This is a genomic window from Streptomyces tuirus (assembly GCF_014701095.1).
GTDB lineage: Bacteria > Actinomycetota > Actinomycetes > Streptomycetales > Streptomycetaceae > Streptomyces > Streptomyces tuirus.
The window spans coordinates 7353075-7377265 of record NZ_AP023439.1 but is presented as its reverse complement, the minus strand read 5'-3'; the positions used below and the strand labels follow the sequence as shown (position 1 = coordinate 7377265).

Genomic DNA, 24191 nt, shown 5'->3' with positions numbered 1-24191 from the left:
AGCGGTTTTCCACCGCCCCGGACCATAGACTGGGTGTGACGGTCCTTCCTGGCACTTGCGGTGGGAGGTGGGCGTGATGACACGTGGCGGTGAACTGAGAGTGCGTCTGCGGCGCGCCCTGGACGGATCGTGCCCGGCCGTGTTCCGGGAGCTGACCGATCCCCGGGAACTGGCCCGCTGGTGGGGGCCGGACGGGTTCACCATCCCGAGTGTGGAGAGCGACCTGCGCCCGGGCGGTGCCTACCGCATCGCGATGCGACCTCCGGAAGGTGAACTGTTCTACCTGGTCGGCGAGTTCCTCGAGGTCGAGCCCCCGGAACGCCTGGCGTACACCTTCCGCTGGGAGGATCCCGACCCCGAGGACCGGGAGACGGTGGTGACACTGTCACTTCACGACATCGACGCCGCGCGCTCCGAACTCGTCCTGGATCAGGGCGAGTTCGCCTCGGAGCGGCGGCGGGCCCTCCACGAGGAAGGCTGGAGTCAGGGTCTCGGCAAACTCGGGGAGCTGCTCGCCTCGCAACGGGACTGATCCCGCGGGTCAGTGCCCGGCAGCCGCCTTCACCAGGGCGACGGCCACACCGATCGCGGCGTCCACCAGGCCCGCCACCAGAGCCGCCAGGACGCCGCCTCCCATGCGCAGCCCGCCCACACAGCCCCACAGAAAGAGCGAGAACACGCACACGCCCGCCGCCGCCGGCAACGCGGCGTGCAGGGTCAGGACGTCGAGTGCGGCCAGGGCGATCAGCACGGACGGGCCCACGGCGCAGGACAGCAGTGGGCTGCTGACGTACAGCATGCGGCGCAGCTCACGGCCGGTGGCGAGGTGCCGGTGGACGGTGCGGTGGGCCTGCTGGTCGGCGACGAGCGCCGCGAGCCAGAGACCCAGAGCGGTCGTCAGGACCGTGGCGAGGGCGCCGAGTGCACTCACGTCGCCGATGGACAGACCGACCACCACGGCGATCATCGTGATCGTCGCGTAGATGCGTTCCTTCAGACGCTCCGCCAGTACACCGGCCTCCGCGCCGGGCGGCACATCCGCTAGCGGATCAGCCACCGGCTGACGCCCTTCACGCGGCGGAGGGCCGCCGCCGTCAGTCTGACCGGTGCCACGCGCAGCACCAGGGCTCCCCCCTGGCCGCCCGGGAGCGGCTTGGCGTAGTAGGGGCGGCCGAGGCGGGACGCGCGAAACCACCGGGTGCCGGACAGTGCCCTCGCGGGCGGGACGGGGATGCGGCTTCCCGGGTCGTCCGTGCGCAGGATCAGCGTCCACCGTCCTGGTCGCAGCGTCCCCACGGGCAGACGGGCGGTGAAGGCGGGGCTGCCGTCGCGTGCGTACAGCAGGGGTACCTCGCGCACCGAGCCCGCGTTCTCTTCGGCGCGCAGGGCGGTGACGGGGCGGCCGGCGGCATCGTCGGTCAGGCGGCCGCCGACGACGAGGGTGGCGGGCGCGGAGGTGTCCCAGGCGATCCCGGTCACGCGGCAGAGCGGAGCGACCTCGGCTTCCCGGAGGTCCAGGGAGAGGTGGCCGTGGGGGGTGAAGAAGGGGCGTGCGGTGGTGGGGCCGTGCCCGGGCCGGGGGCCGGGGGCCAGGTCCCGCTGCGGTGGAGCGTGCCGCTCGCCGTTCGCATCCGTCCGGGCTTGCCGGAGCCTCACGGTTCGGCTCACCCCCTGGGCGCGGACATCCAGGTAGAGGTCCCACCGGCCGCTGCCGAGCGGAGCGCCCGCGTCCACGGTGTCCAGGTCCACGTCGGCCGTGAAGCCGGTCGCGGCGTCCCCGCCGTCATGCGGGTCCGTGCCCACGGTCGCGGGCACGTGGATGTCCGGGTGCCGGAAGCCACTCGGGCGCAGGATCAGGCGGGTGCCGGACTGGAGGGGGCCGAGGGACTCAATCTGTGCGTGACCGGCGAGCCGGAGCACATCGCCGTCGCCGGTCCAGGCGGCTTCGGCCAGTTCGTGGGGGACCGGGATGCGGCTCGTGACGTCGAAGCAGATGTCCGGGACCGCCTTCGCGGGGTCACGGAAGAAGGGGTGAGCCCAGTAGACGCGGCCCTTGTCCACCACATGGCCGCGCGCCGCGTCCTCCTTGGCGTGCCGGACCACGGTCATGAGGTCCTCGAAGCGGTCGTCGCGCAGGAGGTGGACGATCAGCCGGTCCTGCGGGGCGATCGACTGGAAGACGCCGTCGCTCACGTAGTTCCGCGCCCAGTGCCGGAACTGCGGGTAGAAGTGCTCCCGTGCCCGCTGGTCGCTCTCGCGGGGCAGCAGCGCACGCAGCGGCCCGCACAGTTCCCACTCCACGTGGCGGCGCATGATCCGGTCCTGTCGCGGTCCGGGCTCCAGGTAGCGGGCGACCGTTTCGAAGCACAGCCGGGTGCCGTCCATGCGGTGGACGAGGTCGGCCGCGGTGCGGGTGAGGTTGTTGCCGTTCTGGCGGTTGCGCGAGTAGTAGCAGTCGTAGTCGGCGACCACGGAGATGCCGTCGGCGTTGAGGTAGGCGGCAGCCGTGAACGGCTTGTCCTCGCAGTTGCGGTACGGCGGGAACCTCAGGTCCAGCCGTTCGATCAGCGAGCGCCGGAACAGCTTCCAGCAGCCCAGGGTGCGGTAGGCGGCGGAGGAGAAGACGTCGGTCCGGGGCTGGTTGTGCGAGAAGACCGCGGTCGGCACGGCTCGTCCGCCGACCGACACCATCTTGCCGAGGACCACGTCGGTGCGGTTCTCGTCCGCCATGGCGACCATCCGGCGCAGGGCGTCCGGGCCGAGGTAGTCGTCGGAGTCGAGGAAGAAGACGTAGTCGCCGACGGCCCTGTCCAGGCCGGTGTTGCGGGGGACTCCGGCCCCTCCGCTGTTGGGCTGATGGACGACCTGCATGCCGGACCAGGTCCGAGCGAGGCGGTCCAGTTCCTGTCCGGTGCCGTCGGTCGAGCCGTCGTCGACCGCGACGATCTCGATCGCCTCGGGACCGAGCGTCTGCTCCATCACGGAGGTGACGCAGCGCGTCAGTTCCGGCATCGCGTTGTACGCGGGGATGATCACGCTCACGCGGGGAGGGGTCGTACGGGACATGGGGTGCTCCGGGCCGTGGGGTGGTGCGGTGAGGAAGGCAGTCCGGTTCCTGGCGGGGCCGGGCGACACGCGGCTCCATGGAGCTTCCGGCGGGCCCGCTCCCGCCGCCCCGCGTGAGGCGCCTTCCTACGCTGTCGGAGTGTGGGAACCACCCGTCCGGGTGCGTGTCGACCGCACGCGTGCCGTCCGCTCCTCCGGTACCGGCCCCGGGGTGTCCTCGGCGCAGGCACCGCGGGACCAGGCCGCCGCGTACTCCTCGGCGCCCAGGGACGCGCGCACCCGCCGCTCGGCGGTGAGGTGCGCGTCGTGGAACGGGCGCAGTCCGATCAGCGCCACCCCCGTGACCCGACGCATGCGGTGGGCGGCGCCCAGAAGCCACGCCGCCCGGGTGCCGTCGCCGGTGGCCGCCACCGCCCAGGCCAGTGTCTCCAGGCCCCAGACGGGTCCCCAGCTGTCCCCGATCGCCCGCTGCCGCGCCAGGGCCCGCTGCAGAGGGGCCAGGGACCGCTGTGCTTCCCCGTGCCGCAACTCCACGAGTCCCGAGCACCACTGGGCCCAGCTGCGGGCCCATTCGGCTCCGCTCGCCTCGGCCTCGGCGACGTACACGTCCCGAGCCGACGAGGCCGAGGCTCGGGTCCCGAAGAACGCCTCGGCCATGGCCCACAGCATCGTCGCCATGTGCGCGTCGCCGGCCTGACCCGCGGCACGGAACCGGTCCCGTGCCTCGGCCAGCAGCGCTCGGCTGGCCGGGTCGCCGCAGACCAGCATGGCGTGCGCTCCCTCGATGTACGTCACCGGCGCCGCCGACGGCCCGTCGGGCAGCTCCCGGGCCACGGCACGGCATTGGGCAAGGAACGTCTCGGCAGCGGGGTTGTCACCCTGGCAGAGCGCGATCCACGCCTTCATCGCCAGCGCGCCGGCCGTCAGCGTCGGCGCTCGCGTGGCCGCCGGCGCCGCCGGTTGCTCCCCCGTGGCGAGCAGCCGTTCCAGCCAGTGCCGGCCCTCCCCCAGCGTGCTGCTGAAGAACCAGCACCGGGTGCGGGCCAGGTTGACCGCGATCTCCAGTCCGTCATCCGCCAGGTCGGGCCGGCTCGCGCAGTAGTCGAGGGCGGTGCGGAGGTTGGGCAGGTCGGTGCGCAGCCGGACCAGCCAGTCGACTTCACGCGGCCCGCACCAAGCCTGGCCGGCTCGTACGGCGGTCGTCCGGTAGAACGCGCTGTGCCGCACGCGCACCCGTGCCGTGCCGCCTTCCTCCTGGAGCCGCTGCCCGCCGTACTGGCGAATGGTCTCCAGCAGGCTGTACCTGGCGCGGTCACCGGAACTGTTGACCGCCACGATCGACTTGTCGACGAGCCCGGCCAGCAGGTCGAGCACGTCCTCCCGGAGCACGCCCTCGCCCGCACAGACCGTTTCCGCCGCTTCCAGGTCGAAGCCGCCCGAGAACACGGACAGCCGGTTCCAGAGCAGCCGTTCGCCTTCGGTGCACAGGTCGTAGCTCCAGTCGACGATGCCTCTGAGGGTGTGGTGACCGCGGGCCGACGTGCGCGGCCGCGGCAGGGACAGCAGGCGGAACCGGTCGTCGAGGCGCTCCAGGATCTCCTCGGCCGTCATCGCGCTCAGGCGCACCGCGGCCAGTTCGATGGCGAGGGGGATGCCGTCCAGCCGCAGGCACAACTGGGCCACCGCCTGACGGTTGCGGGCGGTGAGCCGGAAGGCGGGGGCGGAGCCGGCGGCACGGTCCAGGAGGAGCCGCACGGCTTCGGAGCACAGCAACGGGTCGTCGGTGTCGGAGGAAACGGGGGCCGCGGCCATGCCCCCGTCCTCACCTGAGGCCTCGGCCGCGGGCTTCCGGCGGGCGGGGGTGCCGCCCGCGGTGCCCGCCACGGTGGGCAGGGTGAGCGGCGGCACGGTCAGTACGTACTCGCCGGGAGTTCCCAGACGCTGCCGGCTCGTGGCCAGGACGCGCAGTCCGGGTGCCGTAGCCGCCAGCCGCAGCACGAGCCCCGCGACGTGCTCCACCACATGCTCGCAGTTGTCCAGGACGAGCAGCAGCCGGCGGTCGCGCAGATGGTCGGCGACCGCGTCCGCGACAGGGCGCGCGGACTGGTCGCGCAGGCCGAGCGCCTCCGACACGGCCCGGTCGAGGAGGGCCGCGTCGGTGAGCGGGGCGAGGTCGGCGAGCCGGACCCCGTCGGCGAAGGAGGGTGCCGCCTCGGCGGCGGCCCGCAGAGCCAGCCTCGTCTTGCCCACACCGCCCACTCCGGTGAGGGTGACGAGCCGGGCGGTCCCCAACAGGCGCCGCACCTGCGCCACCTGCGCCTCACGGCCGACGAACGTGGTGATCTCCACGGGCAGTTCGCCGTCCCGTGACGGCGGGGTCGCCCTCGCCGCCTGCGCCCCGACCAGGTCCGGGGCGGCTGCCAGCAGCCGTTGGTGGACCTGTCTGAGTCCGGCCCCGGGCGCGACGCCCAGTTCGTCGGCGAGCAGCGCGGTGACCTCGCGGTAGCTCTCCAGCGCCTCGCCCTGGCGTCCGCACTGGAAGAGCGCCAGCATCCGCTGCGCCCAGAAGTGTTCACGCAGCGGGTACTCCCCGATGAGGCCACGCAGTTCCGGCAGGACGTCGGCGGCCCGGCCGAGGGCCAGGTCCGCGTCGATCCGCAACTCCAGAGCGTCCAGGCGCTGTTCGTCCAGCGCGGCCACCATGCCCCGGACGAGGTGCGCGGGCAGGTCCGACAGCGGGTCCCCGCGCCACAGCCCCAGGGCCTCACCCAGCAGCGGGGCCGCGCGTGCCGCCGCGCCTTCCGCCAGAGCGGTGCGGCCCTGGCGGACCAGGGAGGTGAAGCGGTGCAGGTCCAGGGCGTCCGGCGCGGTCTGGATCACATAGCCGTGGGGGCGGGTGAACACCGGTGCACCGCCCGCGGGGCAACCGAGGGCGCGGCGCAGGCGCAGGACGTAGTTCTGGAGCGTGTTGCGCGCGCGGCCGGGCGGGTCTTCCCCCCAGAGCCGGTTCACCAGCGTCTCCACGGTGACCACTTGGTTGGCCTCGGCGAGCAGTGCCGCCAGCAGCAGCCGGACCTTTGCCGCGTCGATGCGCACAGGATGTCCGTCGCGCAGGACTTCGAGGGGCCCCAGGACCCTGAACTCGTACCGCGTACTCACCGCTCCCCCGGTCACTCGCCCGCGGGCCGCCACCACGGCACCGTGTGAAGTGACCACCCGGATACACAGTGTAGTCACCGCGTGACCGGGAGGTGACCGGCGCGAGGACCGGAGCGGGGACGGTGGGCCCGGTGTTCACGGCACACGGTCCTGGAGTCCACACATGGAATTGAGCAACCCCCGGCATCCGCACTCCGTCTCGGGGCTGACGTCGTCCCCGCCTCCTCGTACCGCGGTGACCCTGGGCGAGCATGTGCGAGGGCAGACGCGCCGCATGTGCGGCGCGGCAGGGTTCGCGGCCGACGGCTCCGGTCGCGTGCTGACCGATCTGCTCGACCTGCTCGGTCCCGCGGCCCACCGCCCCCTCGCGGCCGGCCCGCCCTCACGCTCGTTCGTCTGCGACGACCACTCCCCGGTGGAGTTCTCGCTCGCGTTCTCGGCCGGGAGTCCGGTGGCCCTGCGTCTCCTGGTCGAGCCCGGTTGCTCGGCGACGACGCTCGAGGAGAACGGCCGCCTCGGCCGGCAGGCCCTGGAGGCACTGGCCGCACGCCGGGGCTTCTCGACCGACCCGGTGCGCCGGGTCGAGGACCTGTTCTTCCCGCCCGCGATGGACGGCAGGTTCGCGCTGTGGTGCGCGATGGATCTGCGGCAGGACCGGCCCGCGGGCGTCAAGGTGTACGTCAATCCACAGGCCCACGGGCGGGCGCGGTCCGCGCAGGTGACGCAGGAGGCACTGAACCGGTTCGGCTTCGGCGGGGCATGGCCCGCACTCCGGGAACGGGCCTTGCCCCGCGGCCCGGACAGGGACGAGATCCTGTTCTTCGCGCTCGATCTGGGCAATTGGCACACACCACGGGTGAAGGTCTACGTCGCCCACCACGGCATCACCGCCGCGGAGGCGCACGCGGTGGCACGTCTGCTGCCCGGGGAACCGGCGCAGCGGGTGGGCGAGTTCTGCCGCGTGGTCGCGGACGATCCCGGACGCTTCGACCACCGGCCGCTGGTGTCCTGCCTGTCCTACACCGCGCGGGGTGGGACGCACCCGAGTGGCTACACCGTGCACGTACCGGTCCGTGACTACGCACCGGACGACGAGGTGGCCCGGGACCGGGCCACGGCCGTGCTGCGGGGCTATGGCATGGATCCCGGCGCCGTCGGCTCCGCGTGCGCGGCGATGACGTCCCGGCGCCCGCGCGACGGGGTGGGGCTGATCGCGTACGTGTCCCTCGTGCAGAGCACCTGGCAACCGCCGCGGGTGAACGTCTACTTCTCGCCGGAGGCCTACGCGGTCCGCCCTCGGCGCGCCGCGAACCGCGTTCAGGAAGGGTGGGCGACCTAGTGGAGCCCTACAGGATCAAGGTCGTCGAGCCGATTCCGGTGACGACGCGAGCCCAGCGCGAGCAGGCCCTGCGGCGCGTGCACTACAACCTGTTCGGACTGCGGTCCGACGAGGTCACGATCGACCTGCTCACGGACTCCGGCACGGGTGCCCTGTCGGCGGCGCAGTGGGCCGCGGGCATGGCCGGTGACGAGTCCTACGCCGGATCACGGTCCTTCCACCACTTCCAGGAGGTGGTGCGTGACCTGACCTCCTACCCCTGCGTCCTGCCCGTCCACCAGGGCCGGGCAGCGGAACGCATCCTCTTCTCGACCCTGCTCACACCGGGGCGGATCACGCTCAGCAACACCCACTTCGACACCACGCGCGCCAACGTCGAGCTGACCGGTTGTCAGGCGGTGGATCTGCCCTGCCCGCAGGCCAGGGACCTGGACAGCGACGAGCCGTTCAAGGGCAACATCGATCTGCACCGGCTGGAGGAGGCCCTGCGGGGCCCCGACGCCGCCAGGATCGCCCTGGTCATCATGACGCTGACCAACAACGGCGAAGCCGGCCAGCCCGTCTCCATGGACAACCTCGCCCGGGCCGCCGCCCTGTGCCGGGAGCACGCGGTTCCGTTGTTCCTCGACGCCGCGCGCTTCGCCGAGAACGCCTGGCTGGTCACCCAGCACGAGGCCGCCTACCGGGACATGAGTCCACGACAGGTCGCCGAGCAGGCGTTCCGCATGGCCGACGGCTGCCTGATGAGCGCGAAGAAGGACGGCATCGTCCACATCGGCGGCTTCCTCGGACTGCGCGACCGTTCCCTGGCCGAGCGGTGCGAGCTGCTGCTCATCGCCACGGAGGGCTTTCCCACCTACGGCGGTCTGGCCGGCCGGGATCTGGACATGGTCGCCCAGGGCCTGACGGAGGTCACCGAACCCGGCTACCTCCGGGCCCGCGCCGACGCCGCCCGGCACCTGGCCGGCCTGGCCCGTGAGGCCGGCGTCGCCATCGTCGAGCCGCCGGGGCTGCACGCCCTCTACCTCAACGCGGGCCGTCTGCTTCCGCACATCGCCGCCCACCGCTTTCCGGGCCATGCGCTCGCCTGCCGGCTCTACCTCGAAGGCGGCATCCGCTCGGTGGAGCTGGGTTCCCTCTACCTGGGCAGCGAGGACGAGAACGGCGACCCGGTCACGTCGGCGCCCTACGAGCTGGTCCGGCTCGCGCTTCCCCGCAGGACGTACGGTCTCGGGCACCTGAACTACGTCGGCGAGGTCCTCGCGGCCACAGTCAAGGACAAGGAACGGATCCCCGGCTACCGCCTGGTCGAACAGCCGCCGCTCCTCCGCCACTTCCGCTGCAAGCTGGAGCCGGTACCGGACTGAAAGCGGTTGTACGTCTTCCGAGGTGGCGGTGTGCGCCGTGTCACACCATCAAAGTCCGCCTAAGTTGTCTGCATCACAGCGGAAATGTCCATTTGGCGTCCATGCTCGGACCGGACGTCGGCTCCCGAAGTGGGGCCCATTGGCATCCTCTTGGGCACGACGTGCAAAGTGACCCATGACACAGCCCTCGTGACATTCTCCCCGCCCCTCGGAAGGTGCTCCACCATGGCCGCATTCCTCTGCCCGCCTGCCGTGATACACGGCAAGCATGCCGTGAAGACCAGCCAGATCGTGGCGGAGGTGAGCGACCGGCACCCGGACGCGCCGTGGGCGCCGCGGGTCGACGGCATCGCGGCCAGTACCGGCATAGAGACCCGCGGGTGGATGCTGCCCCTGGAGACCGCGGTCGCTCCCGGCAAGGGCCACGCCCTGCGGGCGATCGGTGTAGAGCCGGCCCAAGAGGCGCTGGCCCGGGGCGGGTTCACCCGGCAGGACGTGGACCGCGTGATCGCCGCCCTGGAGACCGTGCCCGCGCCCCAGACCGTGCAGGAACGCACCGCACCCGCCTGGGAGGCCGTGCAGTCCTACGGGGAGCACGCGGCGCGCGGTGCCCTGCAGATCGCCGGGCTGGACCCGGCGGACGTCGACTGCCTGATCACCAGTCACTCCACCACCCCCGCACTGCCGGGTCTCGACATGTCCCTGGCCAACAGGCTGTCGCTGCGCAACGACGTGATGCTGTTGCCGGCCACGCAGTGGGCCTGCATCGCGGGGACCCGCTCCCTGGCGCTGGCCGCCGACCTCGTGGCCGCCGACCCCGACCGGGTGGTCCTGGTCGTCATCTCGGAGGCCCTGAGCACGACCTACCAGCCCGCGGACGACACCCTCGAGTCCCTGATCGTCCGGCTGCTGTTCGCGGACACCGCCGTCGCGGCGGTGGTCACGGGCCGCCCGAGGCCCGAGTCGGTGCTGCGCCTCGACGCCGCCTGGCACCACACCCTGCCCGGCACCCAGGACCTGCACCGCCTGGAGACCCGTCAGGACGGCACCCACTTCGTGATGGACCGGCGTGGGCCGCGTGCCGTACAGGAAACGGTCACCGCGATGTGGGAGTGGCTGCGCACCCGGTACCAGGACGACCCCGACGCCTGGCACCCCGACGTACTGCTCGCGCACCCCGGGGGGACCCGCGTGCTGGAGTACATGGAGCAGACGATGCCCGGCGCGTGGCCCTCGGGGCTGTTGGACTACAGCCGGGACAGCTACACCAGCGGCAACCGCGGAGGCGCCGCCGTGTTCGACATCCTGCGGCGGGCGCACGACGCCGGGCAGCAGAAGCCCGGCAACCGCGCGGTGCTGTACGCGGCGGCTCCGGGACTCACCGCCACTGCCTTGGAAGGGCAGTGGCTGTAGCGCGCCGGAGGGCGCCGTCCGCACCGTGGACCGGCGAGGGCGACGAGCAGACGTTCCGGGCCGTCGCACTCCCCCGGGCCGGCCGCGGCCCGGGGGCGTAGCCGCGTCACTTCGCGACTTCCGCCCAGACGACCTTCCCGGTGTCCGTCCACCGCACCCCCCACCGGGTGGTGAGCCGGTGCACGACGTTCAGGCCACGCCCGCCGTTGTCGAGCAGATCGGCCCGCCTCAGACGCGGCCTGCCGTTGCCGCTGTCGCCCACCTCGCACAGCAGGCCGTGGCCGGCCCTGATCAGCCGCACGGTGACGGGCCCCTCGGCGAAGCGCACCGCGTTCGTGACGAGCTCGCTGACCAGCAGCAGGGTGTTGTCCCGGGTGACGTCCCTGGTGCCCCACCGCCTCAGCAGCGCGGCGACGTGCTCGCGTGCCCGGGCGGGGGCGTCGCTGCGGGCGGGCAGCCGCCAGGTCGCCGTGTCCTCCTTGCGGTAGCCGATCATGCGGGCGAGCAGCAGGGTCACGTCGTCGCGCTGCGGCGCGGGCGCCAGGGTGGAAACGATCTGCCGCGCGGTCTGCTGCAGGGAGTCCCAGGGGTGCACGGTGGACACGAGGTCCGACAGTCTGTCGATGCCCTCGTCGATCGACAGAGCGCGGTCCTCCACCAGGCCGTCGGTGTAGAGGGCGAGCATGGAGCCCGGCGGCACGCCGACGGTGTACACATCGAACGGCTCCCGCAGCGCGAACTCGGCTCCCAGGCCGGGGTGAGGCCGGAGCGACAGCGGGACCGCGCGCCCGTCCGGGGAGACCAGGATCGGCGGGAGGTGCCCGGCGCTGGACAGGGTCACATGGTGGCCGACCGGGTCGTAGAGGGCGATGCAGCACGTCGAACCGAGGGCGCTGTAGCCGGCCGCCAGCCCGGACTCCGCGTCGTCCAGCACCGTCACCGTCTCGTCCAGGCGCTCCAGCACCTGGTCGGGCGCGAGCCCCGCGGACAGCAGCGCCCGCGCCTCCATGCTCAGCTGACCCATGGTGGCCGCGGCTCCCAGGCCGTGCCCGACGACGTCGCCGACGACCAGTGCGGTACGGCCGTCGGGCAGCGGGAAGCTGTTCACCCAGTCGCCGCCGACGCCCGCGCTGTCAGGGGTGGCGGGCTGGTAGACGCTGGCGATGTCGATGGTGTCGCCGCCGGCCCGGGGCAGGAGCCGGCGCTGCAGCGCCAGCACCTGGGTGTGCTCACGCTGGTGCTGACGGGCCAGGTCGACGTGGTGTGCGGTCCGGGCCACCAGTTCTTGCAGGTCGAACAGCTCACCGTCGCGGAAGGGGCTGTCCGCCCGCCGCCAGACCTCCGCCACGCCCAGCACGACGGGCGGTGCGCCGTCCAGGACCAGGGGGATGCAGGCCAGCCCCGCCGACCGGTCGCCGGGCACCAGGGCACGCACGGCGCGTGGGCTGTCGAAGACCCGCTCGAGGGCCTCCCGGTCGGGTATGACGATGGTCTGCGGGGCGTCGTCCCGCAGTACCGCCTGCGCCAGCAGCCGACTGGCGTCCCCGGGCAGATCGTCGCCCGGAGTCGTGTACCCCTCGGGCCACACCCTGTCGGGTACCAGGGCCGCCCGCCGCAGATGGATGCGGCCCTGCGCCTTTCCGGTGACGCCCTCGCCCGTCCACACGGCGAAGTCGAGGTCGACGGCTGCCACGTCACCCCAGGCCAGCAGGGACTCCGCCAGCGACTGGGCCGTCTCGCCGATGTCCAGCGAGGTGCCGATCGCGGTCTCGGCGGCGTACAGGTGCAGCCTCCTGGCCATGGCGATCACGGAGACCGTCAGGCCCTTCTCGGGTGCCGCGGCGGGCAGGATGCTCATGGAGACCACCAGCTCCGACCCGTCGCCCCGGCGCAGCCGCTGGATCCGTGCGACGTGCGCCTCACCGCTCTCGACGACCTGGTGCAACCGCCGCGTGACCGTCGGCACGTCACCGGGGGGCAGGAGATCGACGAACGGCTTCCCGGCTCCGGCGTCCAGCCCCGCGAACACGGGCGCGTCCAGATTGCAGCGGGTGATGATGAGGTCCGTGTCCAGGTTGAGCGCGCCGAGGATCTGCTCCTGACGGCCGGATGCCGGGTTCTCGGGGAGCCGCAGGGGGGCGCGGTCGCCCTGCTCTTCGGCGGTGCTCACGGGCGCCGCCGCTCCGCCACGCGGGATGTAGCGCCCCAGAGCGCGGCTGACCAGGTCGAACGCCGAGGAGGACGAGGGCGAGGGTGTGGAGTCCATGCGGCTCTCTCAGCAAGCCCCGGCGTGGGTGCCGGGGTTGTTTTCGGGCCCGTGCGGTAAGGCCCCGAGTCCCTGACCGCACACCTCATTGAATAACACCGGGGGCCGCTTCGCCCACACAGCGAGAGCGCGAGGGACGCGGGCGGTGCCGGTGCCGTGGCCGAGGGGCCCGTGGCGGCCGGGGCTTGCTCGGGCCCCCGGGTCCGGGATCCTCTCAGGGTGCGGTCAGGGGCTGCGCGTGTGCGATGAGCAGCGCGACGTCGTCGTGGTCGGCGGGATGGCGAAGCTCCTGGAGCAGCCGGTCGCAGGTGTCCTCCGCGGACGGGTGCGGTGGGGCCAGCAGGCGCAGCAGCTGGTCCAGGCGCTTGTCGATGGGGTCGTCGCGGGTCTCCACCAGGCCGTCGGTGTAGAGGACCAGCTGATCGCCGGGGTTCATCTCGACGGATGAGGTCTCGAAGGGGCCGCTGCCGACGCCCAGCGGGGTGCCGGTGGGCAGGTCGAGCAGTTCGGGTGGTCTGCCGGCCCGCACCAGGACCGGGGGCAGGTGGCCGGCGCAGGAGAGGTGCAGGCGGCGGTCGTGCGGGTCGTAGACCGCGTACACGCACGTGGCGATGTAGGGGTCCAGGCCCTGCGTGATCTTGTCGAGGTGGGTGAGGATCCGGTTCGGCGCGAGATCGAGGTCGGCGAGGGTGGAGGTGGCGGTGCGCAACCGGCCCATGGTCGTGGCAGCCGGGATGCCGCTGCCCATGACGTCGCCCACCGCCAGGGCGGTCCGGTCACCGCTGAGGGGGATGACGTCGTACCAGTCGCCGCCGACCTCGCTGAAGGCCTGCGCGGGCCGGTACCGGGCAGCGATCTGCAGGCCGGGGCGGCGGGGCGAGGGCCGGGGCAGCAGGCTGCGCTGAAGGGTTTCGGCGGCCTTGCGGATGTGCTGGTGCAGGACGGCGTTGTCGATGCTCAGCGCGGCGGCCGAGGCCAGCTCGCAGGCGAGGGTGAGGTCGTCCTCGTCGAAGGGCTGCGGGTTGCGGGCGCGGGCCAGGCCCATCACTCCGATGATCTCTCCGCGGGCGATGAGGGGGACGGCCATGTCGGTGTGGACCCCGGCTTCGGCGAGCAGGCCGGCGGCGGCGTCGTCGGCCGCGATACGGCTGAGATCGCCGCGCTCCAGGTGGGTGATCAGCTGGGGCTTGCGGGTGCGCAGGCAGTGGGCCGCCGGGTGGTCGGCGTGGTAGGCCGTGAGGTGGCCGGGCGCGATGATCGCCTCGGAGGCGGCGGTGGGGTAGGCGGTTTTCACCGCCAGGGCGCGGAAGAGTGCCGGGCCGTCGCCGCGGTCCGGGCGGCCCGTGCGCAGGACGGAGTCCAGAATGTCCACCGCGACCATGTCGGCCAGGTCGGGCACCAGGACGTCCGCGAGCTCCTGGGCGGTCCGCTCCACTTCGAGGGTGGTCCCGATACGGGCCGAACCGTCGGCCATGAGGCGCAGGCGCTGCTGGGCCCGTTCGGCCTGCCGGGCCGACTCGTAACGGTCGGTGACGTCCACGGCCACGTTGGCGATGCCCAGCACCTGTCCGCTCTGGTCTTCGAGCCGGTAGAGCGACACCGCCCAGGCGTGGTCGTGGTCCGGGTCGGCTCGGGTGCGTCCCACCACCTGCGCGTCGACCAGGGGCCGGCCGGTCTCCAGGACCTCCCGCATCCGGTTCTCCGCGCTCGTGAAGGGCGCCCCGGGCAGGACGTCCCGGAAGTGGCGGCCCAGGTGTTCGGCCTCCGGGACGCCGTGCATCGCGGCCAGGGCTCCGTTGACGGCCACGTACCGCAACTCGGTGTCCAGGACGGACACGCCGATCGGCGCCTGGGTGACCAGCTGGCTGGACAGGGCCACCTTGCGCTCCACCTGCCGCACGGTCGCCCGGTCGGTGGCCAGCCCGAGCGCGTAGTGGTCGCCGAGGCTGTCCGTCAGCCGCATGTTGCGGAACTCGACCGTCCGGGTGCTGCCGTCCTTGCGCCGCACGGGGAACGGTCCCGCCCAGCCTCGGCCGGTCTCCACCACCTCGGCGAACAGTGCGAGCCCCGCCTCCTGGTGCTCGGGATGGAGCAGCAGGGCGGCCGCGTACTGCCCGACCGCTTCGTCGAAGGTGTAGCCGAACAGCTCCTCGGCCTGGGGGCTCCACATGTCGATCCGGCCGTCGGCCTCCACCAGCACCGCGGCGACGCCCAGGAGGTCCATCAGCCCGCTCGGGCCGGATGCCGCCTCCTCCGGATCACCCTCCGAACGCTGATTCGCTCGGCTCATCACATTCGCCCCTTAGGCCTGTCGACCCGACCGGCGCACCGGCCTGCACGGGCAGCCGCACACGGCGGTCTCCTTGCGGGTCGGCGTCCCGTTCACGATGCTGTACGCGGCCTGCGTCCGGCCCGGGGACGCGCCGGGGGAACGCCGCGGCCTCGGCCGAACCTCGCGACCGCGGGCGACCGGCACGGGATTCGCGCCGTGCCCGGCCCGCTGGGTCGGTCCTCACTCCTCCAGCCTTCCACATGTCCCGATTTCGCCCGGGAAGGTCAGATTTCCCGGGCGGGGTCCGGGGATCGTGTCCGTCCGGCCGCCGGTGGCGTGCCGTGCGGGGCCGGCAGCTCCCGTCCCAGACGGGCGAGCGGGGAAAGGACCATCACCACCGGGGACAGCAGCATGCCTGCGGCCGTCACCATCAGACCGGTACGCAGCCCCCACTCCCCCGCGAGGAGTCCACCGGCCAGGGAGCCGAGCGGGGTCGGACCCATGCCGGCGAACGTGATCGTCGCCGCCACGCGGCCCTGCAGCCCGTCGGGAGTGACGGACTGCCGTACGGCCATGACCGTGACGTTCACCAGCTGCCCGCCGAACCCGAACACGAAGCCGACCGCGAGGAGGGCGGGAACCGTCACCGCGAAGGGGCCGTGCAGTGCGGGCACGCACAGGAACACGCCGTCGCCGAGCGCCGCCGCGCACACGAGGACCGTGCCGTACCCGAACCGGCCCGGCAGTCGGGCCGCCAGCAGCGAGCCCAGGAGCGCTCCCGGTCCCGCCGCGGCGAGCGCCAGCCCCACGACGGTGCCCGACAGGTGCAGTTCCCGCGGCAGGAACAGCAGGTAGACGGTCATCATGGCCGCGAAGGAGAACTGGAAGGCGGCCGAGGCGAGGCACACGGCCCGGAGCACGGAGTCGCCGGCGACGAAGCGCAGGCCCTCACGTATGCGCCGCCACATCCGCGGGGCGGTGATGCGGTACGTGCCGCCGTGGTCGTCGCCGGTGCGAGGCTCGTCCGGGCGCGGGGGCAGCATTTCGGCGCGGCGGATCCGCCGGATCGACAGGAAGGACAGCGCGAAGAACAGCGCGCTGGAGGCGGCGGCGATCGGCGCGGACAGCAGGGACACCAGCGCTCCCCCGAGGGCGGGACCGCCGATCTGCGCCGCGGACCGGCTGCCTTCGAGCGCGCTGTTGCCCCGCAGCAGGTGGTGGCGATCCACCAGCCGTACGAGCGACGCCTGGTAGGCCACGTCGAAGAACACGGACAGGGCCCCGACGGTGAAGGCGAGCGCGAGCAGGCCGGGCATGCCGAGCAGGCCGAAGAGGCCGGCCGCGGCCACCGCGCCCAGGGCCAGGGCGCGGCCGGCGTCCGTGAGCACCATGGTCGTGCGGGTACGCCATCTGTCCACCCACGCACCGGCGAAGAGCGACAGCAGCAGGATCGGCGCCTGCCCCACGGCGCGGAGGACGCCCAGCTCGCCGGCGCCGGCGTCGAGTGTCAGGACGGCCAGGAGCGGCAGGACCACCAGGCTTGCGTGTTCCCCGAGTTGGGAGGCCGTCTGCCCCGCCCAGAGTCTGCGGAAGTCAGCATCTCGCCACAGGCTGGGCGGGGCAGGCCGGCGGGGATCTGGTTCAGCGGAGGAAGCGGACGGCACGGGCATCCCTTGTGTGGTGCGACAACGAGGCCCGCCACCGCGCGCACGGGAGGTGTGCCGGCGGTTCGGGCAGGAGAAGGCTCGCTGTGCCGCGAGATCAAGGGCGGCACGCGATGACAGGCCGGTCACGGCCGACGACGTCAACGCGCGCTCGGGACACCGACCATGTGATCGCTCCTCGTGGGTGACTCGCTCTGCCGGAACTCTAGGCGTCGGCGGGACGGGGCGGAAGGTGGCCCCGCCCGCCGGGCCTCACCGACCGGGCTCATGAGGTTCCCCCCGGCGCAGGGCGCTCCAGCCGGCCCGCGACTCCGGTAGCCCGCCCGTAGCCATCGGCCGCGTGTCCCGGCCGCGGTGCCGTGGCGGGCCCTGGGCGCTGCTCACACTGGCCGCATGTCCGATGCGTCCCCGGTCCTCGCGACCGATGCCCGGCGGGTGGCCGTCATGACCGTGCTCACCGTGCTGGCCGGTGCCGTCGACGCCGTGAGCTTCCTGACCATGGGGAAGGTGTTCTGCGCGCTGGCGACCGGCAACGTGCTCTTCCTGTCGTTCGGGCTCGCCGGGGAGGGTGATGTTCCGGTGGCGCGACCCGCCGTCGCGATCGGCGCGTTCATGGCCGGGGCAGCCGTCGCGGACGTCGTACTGACGTGGCTCGCGGGGCGCGGACGGTCGTGGTTCCCGGTCGGGCTCGGCTGCGAGGCCGTGCTGCTGCTGTGCGCCGGCGCACTGGCCCTGGCGAGACACGGCACCGGGGCCATCCCGGCCCAGGACGACCGCGGGGTCGTCGCGCTGGTGGCGCTGGCCATGGGGGTGCGTGCCTCCACCGTCCTGCGCGTCCATGTGCCGGGGATGCCGACGCTGCTGAGCCAGACGGCCATCGCCGAGCTCATCAACGACGTGCTGCGACATCCCCGGGCGGCGCTGCGCGGCATGACGGTGAAGCAGCGCCTGGCCAGGACCCGTTGGACGGCCACCGTGGGCGGGATCTTCAGCGGCGGTGTGCTCGGCACGCTGCTGCTGGTGCCGCTGGGCACCGGCCGGGCGCTCCTCGTCATCGCCGCGGTGGTGCTGCTCCTGGCGGCGGTTGGCACGGTCGTACCGTCCCGGGAGAGGCAGCCGGTTGCGGGCAGACCGTAGGCGCAGCCGGGCGGCAGGTGCCGTGCTCCGGCGAGGTGACCGCCGACCCGGGAGGCGGGGCGCCACGACGCATGAGGAACGCGCGGCCCAGTAACCGGGTCGGATCGCCAGGCGCAGCGCCCCGGTTCGTGGGCCGCGGTTCGCGCTTGCACCTCCGCGTCGGCAGGATGGGCCCATGACCGAAATCCGCACGCCCCGACTCCTCCTGCGCCGATGGGTGGAGGACGACCTCGTCCCGCTGTCCGAGATCCACGCCGACCCGGCGGTGATGCGCCGTGTCGGGGACGGCGCGCCGCGCTCCGAGGACCAGACGGCGCGGGACATCGAGGCGTGGGAGGAGGAGTGGGACGAGGAGGGGTTCGGGATGTTCGCCGTGGAACTCCTCGGCTCCGGTGAGCTGGCGGGCGCCGTCGGTCTGTCCGTGGCCGACGCTCCGGCGGAGATCGCCGGGCAGGTGGCGATCAGCTGGCGGCTCGGGCGGGTGTTCTGGGGGCAGGGGTACGCCTCCGAAGCGGCCCACGCCACCCTGGAGTTCGCCGTGCAGGACCGCGGTCTCGACCGGGTGGTGGCCGTGCGCCGGATCGCCGACGCGGCCTCCGCGAACGTCCTCGACAAGCTCGGCATGCAGGCGGAAGGCACCGCGCAGGACCCGGTTCACGGCCACGACCTCGCCGTGTACGGCATCGACCTCACGCAATACCAGGAATAGGGCCGGTGTCGCCGCCGGCCGGTGAACTCTCGGTGACGGTGGCCGGCGGCCGTGGCGGTTGGCGGGCCGGGCGGCGCTCGGGCAAGCTGACCCGCATGGTTTCGGTGGTGCAGAACGTGGCGATCGACTGTACGGACGCCTATGAGTTGGCCCGGTTCTGGAGTCAGGTGACCGGTTGTCCGCTGCATCCGCAGGACGGACCGGGCGACCGGGAGGTTCAGGTGATGCTTCCGGAGGGACCGCTGCTGTACTTCAACCAAGTGCCGGAGCCGAAGACGATCAAGAACCGGATCCACCTGTGCCTGCGGCCGACGACCTCGCGTGAGGAAGAGGTCGAGCGGCTGCTGAGGCTCGGAGCCACCCTGGTCGCCGATCGCCGGAAGCCCGACGGGGCGGGCTGGTCCGTCCTCGCCGACCCCGAGGGCAATGAATTCTGCGTCCTGCGCGGCGAGTCCGATCGGGCCGCGACGTCTTCCTGAGCCTGGCCCGGGTCTCGGGCAGCCGTTCACCGATCACCGAATCCTGCGGTTCGGCTGAGCCGGCCGGGGCGCGCGCCGCTCCACAACGCGGCGTGCGGCGTCGCCCCGGCCGGGACCCGCTGTCAGTCGCGCGAATCGAGGTACTGCTTGACGCCCGGGGCGATGTGGGCGTTCTCGACGTTCACCGCGGCCCCTACCGCCTTGGCGTCCGGCTTGTAGACGTAGGTCGAGGTGCTCGCGGGCCGTGCCTTGTCGGAGAAGTTCTGCGGCGAGCCGAGGCCGACGTCGACGCTGGACTGAGAGCGGTGGGCCTTGACCACGTCCTCGCGGGCCAGACTGCCGTTCTCACAGGCCTTCTTCAGGTCGGTACCCATGAGCTGAGCGGCGTTGTAGCCGGAGAGCACACCGGAGTCGACCAGGGCGCCCGGGTACTTCTTCTTGTACGCGGCGACCATCTTGCGCACCCCGGCCACGTCGGAGCTGACCGCGGGGACGGCGCTGACCACGTTCAGCATGGCCGCCAGGGCGGGGGCGGCCGGAGTCTTCATCAACTGCGGGGCATAACCGGGGGCGCTGCTGACGACGGGGACCTTCAGGCCCCGGGAGGCCGCGACCCCGACCAGTGAGGCCGTCTGGGCCGGTCCGGCGCTGATCAGGATCGCCTTGACGCCCTCCTTGCGCAGCGCCGAGACCTGCGCGGACAGGTCGGTGTCCGTCGCCTTGATCTTCTGGCCCGCGACCTTCAGGCCCGCCTTCTTCGCGGCCCACTTCGAGCCCTCCAGGGCGTTCGCGCCGTAGTCGCCCTCGAAGTAGACGTGGCCGATCGTGTCGCCCTTCGCCAGACCCTTGGTGCGGGTGAGGAAGTCGACGGCGGCGATCATGTCGATGTCGTAGGTGGTGCCCAGGACCTGCACGGAGTCCCGGTCGAGCAGGGAGGCGGCCCAGGCCTGCGGGAAGGTGAGCACCTTGTCCCGTTCGATGTCGTCGAGCAGGGCGGCCACCACGGGCGAGCCGATGACCTGGGGCAGCGCCACGACGTCCGTGGAGATGTCGGCGTAGGCGGTGACGGCCTTCTGGACGTCGTAGCCGTGGTCCTTGACGACGATCTCGATGCGGCGGTCGCAGATGCCGCCGCGGGCGTTGACCTCGTCGGCCCACATCTGCTGGGCCTGGACGATGCTCTTGCCGAGGGTGGCGTAGGGGCCGGTGAGGTCCGTCAGGGCGCCGAGCCGGATGGTCTTGGCGGTGACTCCGGGGCCGGTCTTGATGCCGTCGGCGCTGTCGTCGGTGCTCCCGGAGGAGCCGGCCTTGGAGCTGCATCCGGTGCCCGCGAGCAGCAGGGCCGCGAGGGCGGTGGCCAGCAGCGTTCTGGCGCGTGGTGCGGTGTGGTGCGTGGACTTCACGGGGTGGGCTCCTTGGCTCGTACGGCTGTCGTGGGCGGCAGGGAAGCGGACGTGGTGCCGGCGGGCGGCGGGGCGGCCCGGCGGCGGCGCAGGCGTGCGCGCAGGCGGCGGACCAGGCCGTGCAGGCCGTCGGGGGCGAAGAGGAGGATCAGGACGATCGCCGCTCCGTAGAGGTAGCGGGCGGCCTCGGTGGGGCCGACCGTGCCGTCGGTGGTGCCGGGGGCGGCCACCAGCGGGAGCTGGTCGGCGTAGCGGGTCATCAGCAGCGGCAGGGCGGTGACGAAGACGGCGCCCGCGGTGGCTCCGGCCACCGATCCGAGACCGCCGATGACGATCATGGCGAGGTAGTCGACCGACAACACCAGGCCGAAGTAGTCGGGCACCACGCGGCGGAAGGAGAGGGCGAGCATCACCCCGGCCAGGCCCGCGTACATCGACGAGACGACGAAGGCCGCCGAGCGGTGCCGGGAGACGTTCACGCCCATCACGGCCGCCGCGGTCTCGCTGTCGCGCAGCGCCACCAGGGCGCGCCCGGGACGGCCGCTGAGCAGGCCGCGGGCGGTGAACCAGGTGACCGCGAACAGGGCGACGCCCAGGTACCAGAGTCGTTCCTCGGCGCCGAACGGCACGCCCAGCACGGTCAGCTCGGATTCCGCGGAGAAGGAGAACCCGCCGAGTTCCAGGGGCGGTACCGAGCGGCCGTTGAATCCGCCGGTGACGGAGTCCGCGGTGAGCAGGACGTGGTGCCCGAGGAAGACCAGGGCGAGGGTCGCGACGCCCAGGTAGATGCCGCGCAGCCGGCCGGCGACGGGGCTGAAGAGCCCGCCGGCCGCCCCGGCGAGCAACACCGCGAGTACGGCGGCCACGGCGGTGGGCAGCCCGGGTCCGGGTTCACCGGCCAGCCACACGTAGCCGTAGGCACCCACAGCGAGGAAGAAGGCGTGGCCGAGGGAGAGTTGGCCGGCGGTGCCGGACAGCAGGCCGAGGCCCACCGCGCCGATGGCCGCCGCCATCGAGAACAGGCCGATGCGCAGCCAGAACGCGTCGAGGTAGAAGGGCAGCGCGCACAGGACGACGACGGCCGCCGAGGTCCAGCCCACGCGGACAGCGCGGGTTCGGGAGGGTCGCTCAGACACGGACCGCCGCCTTTCCTCCGAACAGCCCGGTCGGCCGCACCAGCAGCACCAGCACCATCACCGCGTAGGGGGCGACGTCGCCGAACCCCTCGCCCAGGACGTGCAGGTCGGACTGGTAGCCCGCGACGAGCGCCTCGGTCATGCCGATCAGGAGGCTGCCCGCGAGGGCGCCGGGTGGCGAGGCCATCCCGCCGAGGATCGCGGCCGGGAACGCCTTCAGGGCGATCTGCCCCGTCGTGCGCTCCAGCCCCGGCGCCGGGAACGCGGCGAGGAAGACCGCCGCCAGGGCGGCCAGCGCTCCGGCCAGGCACCAGGCCAGCATGCGGATCCGCACCAGCCGTACGCCCATCAGGGACGCCGCCTCGACGTCCTCGGCCGCGGCACGCAGGGACAGGCCCCAGGAGGTGTACCGGAACAGGGCGAAGACACCGGCGATGACCACGGCGGAGACCACGATCGCGGCGATACGGCTGTCCGCGACGGTCACCGGCCCCAGCGCGCTGACCGAGTCGCCCCAGGGGTCGCCGAGCGAGAGCAGGTCACCGCCGATGCGCCGGGACAGGTCGGTGAGGATGAGGATGTCGACGCCGATGGTGACGATGGTCTGCACATGGGCTCCGTGCTGGTCCGGCCCGCCGGCCTGGAGCAGGAAGCGGTCCATGGCACCGGCCACGGCCGCCGTCGCCAGGACGGACACCGCGAGGGCCCCGGCGAAGCCGAGGTCGTCGTGGAGTACGGCGGTGAGGTAGCCGCCGAGCAGGAGCAGGGAGCCGTGGGCGAAGTTCATGACGCCGGAGGCCTTGAAGATGATGACGAAGCCGAGCGCGACGAGGGCGTAGACCGCGCCCAGGGCGAGGCCGTTGAAGAGGGTGTCCAGGAGGGTGGTCATGCCGCGTCCTCCTGTTCGGCGCCGGTGCCGAGGTAGGCGCGCAGCACCTCGGGGTCGCCGCGGACCTCGTCGGGTGTGCCGTGTGCGATGGCCCGTCCGAAGTCGAGGACGGTGACCTCGTCGGCGAGCCGCATCACCAGGCCCATGTCGTGCTCCACCAGGACGACGGACAGGCCGAGTTCGGCGCGCACGGCGTGCACGACCTCGACCGTCCGGGCGCGTTCGGCCGCGTTCATCCCGGCGACCGGCTCGTCCAGCAGCAGGACGCTGGGCTCCAGGCAGAGGGCACGGGCGAACTCCACGCGTTTGCGGTCGCCGTAGGAGAGCAGGGCGACGGGGCTGTCGAAGTGGTGTCCGAGCCCGGTGAGTTCGGCGATCTCGCGGGCCCGGGCGAGGTGTTCGCGCTGTTCGCGCCGCACGTGCGGCAGGCGCAGCGCGCTGGCGGCGAAGCCGGCCCGGGACAGGGCGTGGCGGCCGAGCATCAGGTTGTCGGCGACGGTGCCCTGGGTGGTGACGATGTTCTGGAAAGTGCGGGCCACGCCGAGCGCGGCGATGCGGTGCGGCGCCAGCCGGGTCAGGTCGGCGTCGCCGAGACGTACGGTGCCGGTGGCCGGGCGGCACAGGCCCGACAGCACGTTGAAGCAGGTGGACTTGCCTGCCCCGTTGGGTCCGATGAGCGCGTGGACGGTGCCCGGGGCGACGGTGAAGGACACCGCGTCGAGGGCGGTGAGCCCGGCGAAGCGGACGGTCACGTCCGTCACGGCGAGTTCGGGCGGTGCGGTGGTGCGGGCGGTCACGCGGCTCCCTGCCCCTCGGTGGTTCCGGCTCTCCGGGTGTTCTCGGCGCGTTCTTCGGCGGTGTCGGCGCCCTCTTCAGCGGCCTCTTCTGCAGCCTCGGCGCCTTCTTCGGTGGTCTCGCCCAGGTACAGCCGCTTCACGGCGTCCGTGCGGGCGAGTTCTTCGGCGGGCCCGGAGAGGCGTACTTCGCCGACCTCCAGGACGTGGGCGGTGTCGGCGAGGGACAGCGCCATGCCCGCGTTCTGCTCGACGAGCAGAACGGCGGTGCCCTGCGCGTTGATCTCGCGGACGACCTCGGCGATCCGGTACACCATCTGCGGGGCGAGGCCGAGGGAGGGCTCGTCGAGCAGGAGCAGACGGGGCGCGGCCATCAGGGCCCGGCCGATGGCGAGCATCTGCTGCTCACCGCCGGAGAGCAGGCCCGCCGCCTGCCGGGTGCGCTCGGCGAGGCGCGGGAAGAGCGTGAAGACCCGCTCCCGCGCCTCGGCGACCTGGTCCGGGCGGCGCCGCCCGAGGCCGAGGCCGCCGGAGCGCAGGTTCTCGTCGACGGTGAGCCCGGCGAAGACCCGCCGCCCCTCGGGGACCTGGACGACCCCGGCGCGCACCGCGGCGACCGGGTCCCGGCCGTCGAGTTCCGTGGCGCCGTAGCGGATACGGCCGGCCGTGATCGCGCCGCGGTGCAGGCGCAGGGTGCCCGACACCGCCCGCAGCAGGGTCGTCTTGCCCGCTCCGTTGGCGCCGAGCAGGGCGACGACCGTGCCGTGCGGGACGGTCAGTGACACGGAGCGAAGGGCGGACAGGGCGCGGCCGTAGGTCACGTCGAGGCCCTCGACGTGCAGGGCGGGCTCCTCGTCCGGTGGTGCTTCGGGCATCACGGCTCCTCGGGTCCCGTGCCGTCGGGCACGGGTGCTTCGGTGGAAGGGCAGCTCACGACAGCACGGACCCGGAGGGGCGGTACAGATGTTCGGACCGGGTGGCTGCACGCTCCCAACGCGGGCGGGCGGGGATTGTGCGGCTGCCCAGGGGGTGGGCTCGCGACCTGGGCTGACGGGGGGTGGGTGCGGCTGGGCAGGGCGGGTGTGGCCCGGCTGACGG

Annotated in this window: 18 protein-coding genes; 7 read left to right on the top strand and 11 right to left on the bottom strand. The window is 72.8% G+C overall.

All coding sequences use genetic code 11. From position 1 onward, the window contains the following. Positions 1–76: 76 nt before the first annotated feature. Positions 77–532 (top strand): SRPBCC family protein, encoded by a 456-nt coding sequence (locus tag IGS69_RS33535; RefSeq protein WP_232543710.1) that lies wholly within the window; start codon positions 77–79, stop codon positions 530–532. A 9-nt stretch (positions 533–541) separates the two neighbouring features. On the opposite strand, the gene IGS69_RS33530 is transcribed toward IGS69_RS33535, so the two are convergent. The 3 genes from IGS69_RS33530 to IGS69_RS33520 all read right to left on the bottom strand — a co-directional run bounded on the left by IGS69_RS33530 (position 542) and on the right by IGS69_RS33520 (position 6225). Then, positions 542–1057, bottom strand: a complete 516-nt coding sequence (locus IGS69_RS33530; protein ID WP_190904199.1) for a hypothetical protein — start codon at positions 1055–1057, stop codon at positions 542–544. Further along, positions 1042–3066, bottom strand: a complete 2025-nt coding sequence (locus IGS69_RS33525) for a glycosyltransferase family 2 protein (protein ID WP_190904198.1) — start codon at positions 3064–3066, stop codon at positions 1042–1044. Before IGS69_RS33525 ends, IGS69_RS33530 begins: the two co-directional genes overlap by 16 nt. Before the next feature lie 126 nt (positions 3067–3192). Next, positions 3193–6225: an AfsR/SARP family transcriptional regulator gene (locus IGS69_RS33520; RefSeq protein ID WP_190904197.1), complete on the bottom strand. Its 3033-nt coding sequence runs from the start codon at positions 6223–6225 to the stop codon at positions 3193–3195. Positions 6226–6388: 163 nt separating this feature from the next. On the opposite strand from IGS69_RS33520, the gene IGS69_RS33515 reads away from it, so the two are divergent. From IGS69_RS33515 to IGS69_RS33505, 3 genes are all read left to right on the top strand, one after another. Further along, complete coding sequence (locus IGS69_RS33515; RefSeq protein WP_190904196.1) at positions 6389–7564, top strand: tryptophan dimethylallyltransferase family protein; 1176 nt, start codon at positions 6389–6391, stop codon at positions 7562–7564. Beyond that, positions 7564–8931 carry a tryptophanase gene (locus IGS69_RS33510; protein WP_190904195.1) on the top strand — a complete coding sequence of 456 codons (1368 nt, stop codon included), beginning with the start codon at positions 7564–7566 and terminating at the stop codon, positions 8929–8931. The genes IGS69_RS33515 and IGS69_RS33510 overlap by 1 nt, the downstream gene beginning before the upstream one ends. A gap of 225 nt (positions 8932–9156) precedes the next feature. After that, a complete protein-coding gene (locus tag IGS69_RS33505) occupies positions 9157–10344 on the top strand; it encodes a beta-ketoacyl-[acyl-carrier-protein] synthase family protein (RefSeq protein ID WP_190904194.1) in 1188 nt (395 codons plus the stop codon). A 106-nt stretch (positions 10345–10450) separates the two neighbouring features. Here IGS69_RS33505 and IGS69_RS33500 read toward each other — a convergent pair whose 3' ends face one another. From IGS69_RS33500 to IGS69_RS33490, 3 genes are all read right to left on the bottom strand, one after another. Next, entirely contained in the window at positions 10451–12610 is a 2160-nt protein-coding gene (locus IGS69_RS33500) for an ATP-binding SpoIIE family protein phosphatase (protein WP_190904193.1), read from the bottom strand. 214 nt (positions 12611–12824) lie between these two features. After that, on the bottom strand, positions 12825–14900 hold the full coding sequence (locus IGS69_RS33495; RefSeq protein WP_190904192.1) for a SpoIIE family protein phosphatase: 2076 nt from the start codon (positions 14898–14900) through the stop codon (positions 12825–12827). A gap of 266 nt (positions 14901–15166) precedes the next feature. Beyond that, entirely contained in the window at positions 15167–16552 is a 1386-nt protein-coding gene (locus IGS69_RS33490) for an MFS transporter (protein WP_190904191.1), read from the bottom strand. Between the two features lie 387 nt (positions 16553–16939). On the opposite strand from IGS69_RS33490, the gene IGS69_RS33485 reads away from it, so the two are divergent. From IGS69_RS33485 to IGS69_RS33475, 3 genes are all read left to right on the top strand, one after another. Further along, positions 16940–17683, top strand: a complete 744-nt coding sequence (locus IGS69_RS33485) for a YoaK family protein (protein ID WP_190904190.1) — start codon at positions 16940–16942, stop codon at positions 17681–17683. A gap of 175 nt (positions 17684–17858) precedes the next feature. Further along, positions 17859–18392, top strand: coding sequence for a GNAT family N-acetyltransferase (locus tag IGS69_RS33480; RefSeq protein ID WP_190904189.1), 534 nt, complete (start codon positions 17859–17861; stop codon positions 18390–18392). 95 nt (positions 18393–18487) lie between these two features. Further along, the gene (locus IGS69_RS33475; RefSeq protein WP_190904756.1) at positions 18488–18871 is read left to right on the top strand and encodes a VOC family protein; all 384 of its coding nucleotides are present in this window, start codon (positions 18488–18490) and stop codon (positions 18869–18871) included. 122 nt (positions 18872–18993) lie between these two features. On the opposite strand, the gene IGS69_RS33470 is transcribed toward IGS69_RS33475, so the two are convergent. Genes IGS69_RS33470 through IGS69_RS33450 form a run of 5 tightly spaced genes read right to left on the bottom strand, consistent with a single transcriptional unit; the run spans position 18994 to position 23968 of the window. Beyond that, on the bottom strand, positions 18994–20274 hold the full coding sequence (locus IGS69_RS33470) for an ABC transporter substrate-binding protein (protein ID WP_190904188.1): 1281 nt from the start codon (positions 20272–20274) through the stop codon (positions 18994–18996). After that, the gene (locus IGS69_RS33465; RefSeq protein WP_190904187.1) at positions 20271–21410 is read right to left on the bottom strand and encodes a branched-chain amino acid ABC transporter permease; all 1140 of its coding nucleotides are present in this window, start codon (positions 21408–21410) and stop codon (positions 20271–20273) included. Before IGS69_RS33465 ends, IGS69_RS33470 begins: the two co-directional genes overlap by 4 nt. Continuing rightward, complete coding sequence (locus tag IGS69_RS33460; RefSeq protein ID WP_190904186.1) at positions 21403–22299, bottom strand: branched-chain amino acid ABC transporter permease; 897 nt, start codon at positions 22297–22299, stop codon at positions 21403–21405. The genes IGS69_RS33465 and IGS69_RS33460 overlap by 8 nt, the downstream gene beginning before the upstream one ends. Beyond that, on the bottom strand, positions 22296–23096 hold the full coding sequence (locus IGS69_RS33455; RefSeq protein WP_190904185.1) for an ABC transporter ATP-binding protein: 801 nt from the start codon (positions 23094–23096) through the stop codon (positions 22296–22298). Before IGS69_RS33455 ends, IGS69_RS33460 begins: the two co-directional genes overlap by 4 nt. Continuing rightward, complete coding sequence (locus tag IGS69_RS33450) at positions 23093–23968, bottom strand: ABC transporter ATP-binding protein (protein ID WP_232543709.1); 876 nt, start codon at positions 23966–23968, stop codon at positions 23093–23095. Before IGS69_RS33450 ends, IGS69_RS33455 begins: the two co-directional genes overlap by 4 nt. Between the last annotated feature and the right edge of the window lie 223 nt (positions 23969–24191).

Excerpts from the sequence above, each read along its gene's own strand:
- IGS69_RS33500 (WP_190904193.1), bottom strand. The coding sequence starts at position 12,610 with ATGGACTCCACACCCTCGCCCTCGTCCTCCTCGGCGTTCGACCTGGTC.
- IGS69_RS33505 (WP_190904194.1), top strand. The coding sequence starts at position 9,157 with ATGGCCGCATTCCTCTGCCCGCCTGCCGTGATACACGGCAAGCATGCC.
- IGS69_RS33535 (WP_232543710.1), top strand. The coding sequence starts at position 77 with ATGACACGTGGCGGTGAACTGAGAGTGCGTCTGCGGCGCGCCCTGGAC.
- IGS69_RS33450 (WP_232543709.1), bottom strand. The coding sequence starts at position 23,968 with ATGCCCGAAGCACCACCGGACGAGGAGCCCGCCCTGCACGTCGAGGGC.
- IGS69_RS33485 (WP_190904190.1), top strand. The coding sequence starts at position 16,940 with ATGTCCGATGCGTCCCCGGTCCTCGCGACCGATGCCCGGCGGGTGGCC.
- IGS69_RS33525 (WP_190904198.1), bottom strand. The coding sequence starts at position 3,066 with ATGTCCCGTACGACCCCTCCCCGCGTGAGCGTGATCATCCCCGCGTAC.
- IGS69_RS33515 (WP_190904196.1), top strand. The coding sequence starts at position 6,389 with ATGGAATTGAGCAACCCCCGGCATCCGCACTCCGTCTCGGGGCTGACG.
- IGS69_RS33495 (WP_190904192.1), bottom strand. The coding sequence starts at position 14,900 with ATGAGCCGAGCGAATCAGCGTTCGGAGGGTGATCCGGAGGAGGCGGCA.
- IGS69_RS33460 (WP_190904186.1), bottom strand. The coding sequence starts at position 22,299 with ATGACCACCCTCCTGGACACCCTCTTCAACGGCCTCGCCCTGGGCGCG.
- IGS69_RS33475 (WP_190904756.1), top strand. The coding sequence starts at position 18,488 with ATGGTTTCGGTGGTGCAGAACGTGGCGATCGACTGTACGGACGCCTAT.
- IGS69_RS33480 (WP_190904189.1), top strand. The coding sequence starts at position 17,859 with ATGACCGAAATCCGCACGCCCCGACTCCTCCTGCGCCGATGGGTGGAG.
- IGS69_RS33490 (WP_190904191.1), bottom strand. The coding sequence starts at position 16,552 with ATGCCCGTGCCGTCCGCTTCCTCCGCTGAACCAGATCCCCGCCGGCCT.